10 protein-coding genes are annotated in these 6,946 nt (G+C 57.2%); 8 read left to right on the top strand and 2 right to left on the bottom strand.

Going from position 1 to position 6,946, the window contains the following annotated elements:
- The 4 genes from ACH2EH_RS00500 to ACH2EH_RS00485 form a co-directional block, all read left to right on the top strand.
- Positions 1 to 470 (top strand): alkaline phosphatase D family protein (locus ACH2EH_RS00500; RefSeq protein ID WP_395137749.1); only part of this gene is annotated, 470 nt, incomplete at its 5' end.
- A 126-nt stretch (positions 471 to 596) separates the two neighbouring features.
- Complete coding sequence (locus tag ACH2EH_RS00495; RefSeq protein ID WP_395137747.1) at positions 597 to 818, top strand: hypothetical protein; 222 nt, start codon at positions 597 to 599, stop codon at positions 816 to 818.
- A gap of 46 nt (positions 819 to 864) precedes the next feature.
- A complete protein-coding gene (locus tag ACH2EH_RS00490; protein WP_395137745.1) occupies positions 865 to 1,521 on the top strand; it encodes a hypothetical protein in 657 nt (218 codons plus the stop codon).
- A gap of 33 nt (positions 1,522 to 1,554) precedes the next feature.
- The gene (locus ACH2EH_RS00485) at positions 1,555 to 1,797 is read left to right on the top strand and encodes a hypothetical protein (RefSeq protein ID WP_395137743.1); all 243 of its coding nucleotides are present in this window, start codon (positions 1,555 to 1,557) and stop codon (positions 1,795 to 1,797) included.
- On the opposite strand, the gene ACH2EH_RS00480 is transcribed toward ACH2EH_RS00485, so the two are convergent.
- Both ACH2EH_RS00480 and ACH2EH_RS00475 read right to left on the bottom strand, forming a co-directional pair.
- Positions 1,794 to 2,504: a DUF2993 domain-containing protein gene (locus ACH2EH_RS00480; protein WP_395137742.1), complete on the bottom strand. Its 711-nt coding sequence runs from the start codon at positions 2,502 to 2,504 to the stop codon at positions 1,794 to 1,796. The two genes, ACH2EH_RS00485 and ACH2EH_RS00480, sit on opposite strands and share 4 nt — an antisense overlap.
- A complete protein-coding gene (locus ACH2EH_RS00475; protein WP_395137740.1) occupies positions 2,501 to 3,769 on the bottom strand; it encodes an MFS transporter in 1,269 nt (422 codons plus the stop codon). Before ACH2EH_RS00475 ends, ACH2EH_RS00480 begins: the two co-directional genes overlap by 4 nt.
- 79 nt (positions 3,770 to 3,848) lie before the next feature.
- Here ACH2EH_RS00475 and ACH2EH_RS00470 point away from each other — a divergent pair, with 79 nt between their 5' ends.
- From ACH2EH_RS00470 to ACH2EH_RS00455, 4 genes are read left to right on the top strand one after another with little or no spacing between them, the layout of a single operon-like run.
- Positions 3,849 to 4,172, top strand: coding sequence for a hypothetical protein (locus tag ACH2EH_RS00470; RefSeq protein WP_395137738.1), 324 nt, complete (start codon positions 3,849 to 3,851; stop codon positions 4,170 to 4,172).
- Positions 4,169 to 4,330 carry a hypothetical protein gene (locus ACH2EH_RS00465; RefSeq protein WP_395137737.1) on the top strand — a complete coding sequence of 54 codons (162 nt, stop codon included), beginning with the start codon at positions 4,169 to 4,171 and terminating at the stop codon, positions 4,328 to 4,330. Before ACH2EH_RS00470 ends, ACH2EH_RS00465 begins: the two co-directional genes overlap by 4 nt.
- A gap of 35 nt (positions 4,331 to 4,365) precedes the next feature.
- On the top strand, positions 4,366 to 5,649 hold the full coding sequence (hisS, locus tag ACH2EH_RS00460; protein WP_395137735.1) for a histidine--tRNA ligase: 1,284 nt from the start codon (positions 4,366 to 4,368) through the stop codon (positions 5,647 to 5,649).
- Between the two features lie 20 nt (positions 5,650 to 5,669).
- A complete protein-coding gene (locus ACH2EH_RS00455; RefSeq protein WP_395137733.1) occupies positions 5,670 to 6,875 on the top strand; it encodes an EAL domain-containing protein in 1,206 nt (401 codons plus the stop codon).
- Positions 6,876 to 6,946: the final 71 nt, after the last annotated feature.

The raw sequence follows: 6,946 nt of genomic DNA, 5'->3' as shown, positions 1-6,946 counted from the left end.
TTGCCTCGGACATGCCGCTGGGCCTTGTTGTGGGAGACAGCTACCAGGGTAAGAGCACGATTGAGGCAGTCGCCAATGGCGACGGCCCAGCACGGGGCCGTGAGCTTGAGCTTGCGGAGCTGCTGACATACTTGAAGAAAAATAGAGTGCGCAATACGATCTGGCTTACGGCGGATATCCACTACTGCGCGGCGCACTACTACGATCCCAATAAGGCCCAGTTCCAGGATTTCCTTCCGTTTCATGAGTTCGTCGCCGGGCCGATCCATGCGGGCAGCTTTGGCCCCAACAAGCTCGATAATACTTTTGGTCCGCAGGTACTCTACCAAAAAGCAGGCAGTGGTGGCCCCGCAGCGGGGCACCAGTTCTTCGGCGAGGTCAAGATTACCGCCGCAACCGGTGAGCTCAGTGTCACGCTAAAAGATATCGCTCAGCGCCCGCTCCACACAACACGCCTTGCGCCGGGATGAGTAGGTTTCGCGCCTACTGATAGATACCGCAGAGGCCTGTGATAATTTTTGATAGGTGCTTTCCGCCTTTTTGATCGTCCCAGGAGTGCCTGTGTGAAGGGAAATCCTTCGGGAGGTATGAAAAGGATGAGCCAGGTTTTGACAGTTACAAAATCTCCTGCCACAGATGCCCGAGCACGCCGTGGTGATCGCCCCGATCCGGCGTGGGTGCGCGGCAGGTGCCCGGAGTGCGGGGATGAGCTTGTTTCGCACCTGTACTACAAGCGCAACGAGGGCTATGTGATCCAGTGGGAGTGCTGGGCAAGCCAGGGAGATACCCCTTCCTGCGGCTATAAAAAAACACTCTAGCCCCTAATTTAAATGACTAATAGGCAAGATGAAGTGAGGTTTGACCATGATCGTTAGCAACAATATCAACATGACTACGGCGGGTGTCCTGACACGCGTCCAAGTTTTTAAGCATGTCACTCGGGATCGCGTGCTCGATATCAGCGAGATGCTCTCGCTTGAGCCCAAGCGCAGCAAGATCGCGTTTACTTTAGTGGAGTTCGATGAGAGCCACAAAACCACGGTTCGAGTGAAGCACTACGCCGATGCATCGGACTTTAAGCTGGTGTGCTGGGACATTCTCTACGGCAATTTTGAGGAGTGGACAGACTACAAAGGCACTGTCTACGACGATGGAATCCAGGCACGAACTTTAGCGCTACGCAAAGACACCAAGTACCGTCAGCCTTTTGTTCTTAAGATAGACAATGGCCATGGCGAGGTACTCACGGGGGGCGGCGTTAAAATGGTCGAGGTGCGAGACTCGCTAACGCTTTTGCTCCCCGAATTTGAGGCGCGTAAGCTCGCTCAGACCGTTCTCGATTATATCCGCGACTGGGAGACCATTAACTTCCGTCGCCGACAAGAGGCCATGACAGTGGTGTTACCGGTGCTTGACGCGGCCCAACCTGCACTGCCCAGCTTGGAGAGTGAGTCAGAGCTTCCCGCACTTGAAGAAGCAACTCCTGCACGAGGCCGACGCCGCGCCGTGAAGGCAACCTAAAGATCTAAGGCAGGGCATACCGAAACTATAGGTATGGCCCTGCCACCCGTTGTTTCCGAAAATATCGAGCGTTTTTATGGAGCGGATAGTATCTACCGCCCCTACGCCTTCGCGGCAACGTTCTTTTTTTTCCTTTTCCTAAAACGCGACAGCCGCCGGGCCGGTGTGATTGGCTTTCTGTGCACGATTGTAGCCTTCTACGTTGTTGGCTTTGTCGGAGATGCCTTTATCCAGTTTGCCCCACCCATTCCGCAACCTGCAAAAGCGCGGCGCTAGCGCACTAGTCCCAGCCCTGTCACCCGTTCTGGGGGCAAGTAGCCTCGTAGGAGTAACGATCCTCCCTCGACATCCGCCCGCTCCACACGAATCGGTGCCTTCAGTGCGGAGAAATCCGCCACGGGATTGATGCGATCCACCACAAAATCCAAGATTGGCTTGGGAATAGGGACGATCAACAGGCGTGCTTTATCCGGCTCGAAGTCTAGGACAGCGCCGCCGCCACGTGCCAATAAGCTACCCTCAACCTGTACAGGCACGGTAGGGTAGCCGAAAATCTCCGGCGTGATACGGACGCTCACTCGTGAGCCGCGTAGCGCTATCTTCAGATCTGCCAGCTTGGGACGACGGGCTCGAACTAGGCGATCCAGCTCTTTCTCCTCGATCCGGGCAAGAAAGTACGCCTTCCCCACACTCTTAAGACTCTGGCTCCCTTTATCTACTTCGATCTCCGCGGCTTCGATGCGTAGTTCCGCCACGGTACACTCCGGCAAGAGGTGAACCTCGCGCCCAACAATGGAAACGGTACGGACACGCCCCCGCATCAGGGCACCAAGGCTCGCTGCTTTTACGCGGGCGCTATAGCTTTGCGCCGCTCCAAGATACTGCGGCAGTAGCTCCTCAACCGCTCGCTCGGCTTTTTTCTCGCCAGGTCGCGCGCAGGAACTTAGAAGTACCAGTACGAAACAAAGTGTGGCACGCTTCATTCGACCTCGGATGGAGGCGGTGCCAGTATTCGTGGGAGGGCGAGCGTGATCACAAGAGCGAGAACGGTCAGCCCTGCCGAAAAATAGTAAGGCATTGTCGGGCCATAGGTTTTAAAGAGCCAGCCCGCCGTGAGCGGCCCGACGGTTCTTGCGAGAGCATCAAAGGACTGTTGTACGGATAGGTTCAGCCCCTGCCCGAGGTTCGACTTGCGCGAGATCAGTGCCGAGATCGCCGGCCCCATCATCGAGCGCCCCGCAGAAAGAGGTATTGCGGGCAGGAACACCAGCCAGCCCCACTCTCGGGGCAATGTCAGGCCGATGTAACCCAGCACCAGAACCGCCATACCGATTCGGGCCACTGTCCCCTCGCCCAGCTTGCTCACCAGGCGGCCAATGAGTCCTCCCTGAACAACCACCCCAATAACCCCGACAAACGCCATGATATAGCCAAAGCGCTCCGGCAAATTTTGGTCATTGGCGATCCCACGTGCCAGCAGAAAGAATCCGAAGGCTTGCTCAATGGCGGCAAATCCAAAAATCGAAATAAACGAGAGCAGATAGAGCCCTACAGTGGGACCACTTAAAACCTTGCGAAGCTGCTCCCCTAGCCCCGGGCGACCCGGCGCATTGAGGCGTGCACGCTCCTCCGCCGTCAGCGACTCAGGGAGCATCCGGTATGAAAAGGCGAAATTTAGTAGCGCCATTCCCGCTGCCACAAAAGCGGGCAAGGAAAGGCTTACCTTCCCCAAAATCCCCCCGATTGCGGGCCCCATCATGAACCCAAGCCCGAAGCAGGCCCCAAGTAGACCGAGCCCCTTCGCCCGGTTCTGAGGAGTCGTCACATCGGCGACATAGGCAAACGCCACGCCAATGGATGCCGACGAGAGCACCCCAGCCAGCAGACGAGCCGCGAAGAGCATCGCCAGACTCCCGTTCGCTAGCCCAAAGAAGATGTAGGCGACTCCCACCCCCAGCAAAGAGAGCAGGATCACGGGCCGCCTACCCGCCCGATCCGAGTAGCGGCCCCAGAAAGGCGCACAGATAAACTGGGCTAGGGAGTAAGAGGCCGCCAGAAGCCCTCCCGTAAAAGCCGCATTGCCATCGTTGTGGCCAACGGCTTGCTTGATATACAGAGGCAGGTTGGGCAAGATAATCCCAAACCCGAGAAGGTCAATAAAAACCGTCACTGCCAATAACAAGATAGGACGGAACACCGCCTTAAACCCATCGTCAGAGACTGTGGCATCGTGAGAGCGCTTTCGCATACTCACTGTTGTATCATGCTCCTCCTAACACAATAATGTGAGCCGACAAATTTTAGTTGGTGGAGGTATACTTTTGTCAATGTATGAACTAAGAATAGATAAAAAAATCTCAAGGCGGGCCGCGCTCCAGGGGATCCTTTTCGGAGCAGTCACATTTTCCGCCATTGCTTTCTTCGTTCAGCCACTTATTGTTCCCATCGAGATAACCGGAAAAGCCACTGTCTTTCGCGGCCCCAAAAAAGGCGAACAGAAATCCTTTGGTCTCGACCGCGGGACAACCAGTGTGCTTTTTGGGCTACTTGGTGGCATACTTGGCTTTAGCCTAAGTAAAGGATTTGCTAGTGATATCCAGCGCCGCAAGGCCCTGAAGGATCTTATTGAACAAGGGAAAAAACATTCATGAAAAAACCGGGTTTTCCTCTTTGGATTGTCGCAGTTCTGCTAATGTTAGTCGGAGGCTTGGTTTTTATCAATACTTTCAACAGCAAGAATGTCCAAACATTTGGCGATCATGATCATGACCACGATGGTAAAGCTGATCATGCCGAGGGTGCTCACTAAGCGAATGCTGTGAGCGCGGCGATATAATAGGCACCATGCGCTATGCCCCCCCAAAAGGCACCTATGATATCCTCCCCCCGGCTCCAGGCCGACCTGCCGTTCAGGACTCTGAAAAATGGCAGTGGCTTGAGGCAACTTTTCGTGGGCTCTGTCGGCTCCACGGCTATGCTGAGATCCGCACTCCGATCTTTGAGTCGCACGAGCTTATCCACCGCTCCGTCGGGGAAGGCACCGATATTGTCGCCAAAGAGACGTTTGACTTCGAGACCAAAGGCGGCGACAGCCTGACTCTCCGCCCAGAAGGCACTGCGGGCGTGATGCGGGCCTACGTCACCAATCGCCTGTATATCGAGCGGCCCGTGGGCAAGCTCTTCTATATCGGCCCGAACTTTCGCTACGAGCGCCCCCAAAAAGGCCGCTACCGACAGCACCACCAGGCGGGAGCAGAGCTACTGGGTGCTGCGGGTCCCGAGGCTGATGCCGAAGTGATCGCACTCGCTTGTGCATTCTACGCACGGCTCGGTCTGCGGGACATGAAAATCAAGCTGAACACGGTCGGCACACCGGAGAGCCGAGCGGCCTATGTGGTTGCGCTGCGTGCCTGGGCGGAGCCGCTGCTGCCTCAGATGAGCGCGGACAACCGCCGTCGCTACGAGCAAAATGCACTACGGATGCTGGACTCCAAAGAATCACAGGATCTGGAGCTCCTTTCCAGCGCACCCGTGCTCAGTGACTATCTGGATGAGGCCAGCCAGACGCACTTCGCCGCAGTTAAAAGCTATCTGGAAGCGCTGGGCCTGACCTACGACGAAGATCCGCGCTTGGTGCGTGGCTTCGATTACTACACCCACACGGTCTTTGAGATTCAGTCTACTGTTCTGGGCGATAAGGCACTAGGCGGCGGTGGGCGCTACAACGGCCTGATTGAGGCCGTCGGCGGACCGTCCACCCCCGGCATTGGTTTTGGTCTGGGGCTGGAGCGGGTTCTACTGGCTCTCGAAGAAACCGGCGCGGCTCTACCCAAAATCGTGGGACTGGATGCCTTCCTGTGCCCACTCGGTGAAGCAGCGCGCGCGGCTTGTGTCCCGCTGCTAGCCACGCTTCGTCGTTCAGAAATCGCCTGCGACATGGACTACACAGGCCGACGAATGAAAGTGATGCTGGAGCAAGCCGATCAGTGTGGCGCGCGCTTTGCTGTGATCCTGGGCGACGACGAGCTGGCTCAGGGAGTAGCGACAGTGCGTGATATGGGCACCAAGACCCAGCAAAGTGTCGCGTTAGAGGCGCTGGCAACCTGCCTCTCTAAAATTCCGGCGTAATAACCAAAGATCAAGAGAGTATGACCGCTCTCTCAGACGAAAAATTAGGGCTACTACTCGCTCGCCTTCTGGTCGCAACCCACTCGTTTGCGTATGTGGCCGAGCGCGACCCCGAAACGGGAGCGCTCACCCACTTTGAGATTGCCCAGCCTGAGCGGGCACAAGCTCTCCTGCCACTAAGCCTAGAGACTTCCTACGGCCTCGCCTTTCAGGCCGCCATCCTCCCCGACGATCTCCAAGCCCGTCACGCGACCTTTCGGCAGAGAGAGGGGCGTTTTCAGAACCGCTTCCAGTGCCGCGACCAGCGAGGAACCGTTCATAGCATCCACGAGGAAGCCACTATGGAAGGCAACCAAGTAATCGGGATCCTCTCGATTCTGCCTACGGCTGAGACCCTCGTTGTTCCCACAGCAGAGCCCGCTCCGACCACTAACCCACGCTTGCTCCGTCGCCGAACCAGCAGTATCACCGCCGCAGATATTGAGAGTGCCTTAGCGCAGAATCAGTTCACCCTGGCCTACCAGTTCCAGGTGATTCCCACTCAGCATCGCCTGGTCAGTGCGGAGGTTTTTCTGCGCTGGCGCCACCCGCAGCAAGGACTTCTCTTCCCAGCAAAGTTTCTCTCCGTGGCGGAAGAGGCAGGGATCATGGGGGCCGTCGGGCACTGGACGGCGACCGCGGCGGCGGCACAACAGGCACTCTGGGCCACTGCTGATGTCCACTTGCCGCTCGCTCTCAACCTCTCCACGCGCCAGCTCCTCGACCCTCAATTTCCCCCGAGTCTGCCCGAAGCGACCCTCCTACTGGAGTTCCCCGAGTCCGCGTTGACCCATCCCGCATCTCTTAAACCAGGGCTGTGTGCGCTGGCCGAGCGCGGTTTTCAAATCGGCATAGATAACGCCGGACTAGAGCCGCTTGATAGTGCCCTGCTGGCGTCCCTGCCTCTGGGTTATCTAAAGCTCGCTCGCTCGCTCGTCCAGGACTTAGAAGCCCCCGAGAGCGCCCAAAAAGCCCATCGCTTGCTGGAGCTTGGGCGTGCCTGCAAGCTAACGGTCATCGCGGACGGTGTTGAGACTCCGCAGCAGGCGCAGTGGCTTCAGAAGCAAGGCTGTCAGCTCCAGCAAGGCTATCTCTACTCGCGCCCGCTTGCTGCCGAAGCGCTCGACGAGATCCTCCATTCCGGCAGCTACCACCTCCCTGGGTCACCGTACAAGAAAGCAGCATGAAGTCATTCCAAGGCGCTTGAGGTTCTCCCAGGACGACGCAGTGTATTTCGTCGGCTGCGCAGGCTCGGCTG

Source organism: Armatimonas sp. (assembly GCF_043760365.1).
Lineage (GTDB): Bacteria > Armatimonadota > Armatimonadia > Armatimonadales > Armatimonadaceae > Armatimonas.
This window is presented reverse-complemented; position numbering and strand designations above follow the sequence as displayed.

What these genes read in the sequence shown, in the direction of transcription:
- ACH2EH_RS00470 (WP_395137738.1), top strand. Translation starts at nt 3,849, where the DNA reads ATGTATGAACTAAGAATAGATAAAAAAATCTCAAGGCGGGCCGCGCTC.
- ACH2EH_RS00485 (WP_395137743.1), top strand. Translation starts at nt 1,555, where the DNA reads ATGGCCCTGCCACCCGTTGTTTCCGAAAATATCGAGCGTTTTTATGGA.
- ACH2EH_RS00475 (WP_395137740.1), bottom strand. Translation starts at nt 3,769, where the DNA reads ATGCGAAAGCGCTCTCACGATGCCACAGTCTCTGACGATGGGTTTAAG.
- ACH2EH_RS00455 (WP_395137733.1), top strand. Translation starts at nt 5,670, where the DNA reads ATGACCGCTCTCTCAGACGAAAAATTAGGGCTACTACTCGCTCGCCTT.
- ACH2EH_RS00495 (WP_395137747.1), top strand. Translation starts at nt 597, where the DNA reads ATGAGCCAGGTTTTGACAGTTACAAAATCTCCTGCCACAGATGCCCGA.
- hisS (WP_395137735.1), top strand. Translation starts at nt 4,366, where the DNA reads ATGCGCTATGCCCCCCCAAAAGGCACCTATGATATCCTCCCCCCGGCT.
- ACH2EH_RS00490 (WP_395137745.1), top strand. Translation starts at nt 865, where the DNA reads ATGATCGTTAGCAACAATATCAACATGACTACGGCGGGTGTCCTGACA.
- ACH2EH_RS00480 (WP_395137742.1), bottom strand. Translation starts at nt 2,504, where the DNA reads ATGAAGCGTGCCACACTTTGTTTCGTACTGGTACTTCTAAGTTCCTGC.
- ACH2EH_RS00465 (WP_395137737.1), top strand. Translation starts at nt 4,169, where the DNA reads ATGAAAAAACCGGGTTTTCCTCTTTGGATTGTCGCAGTTCTGCTAATG.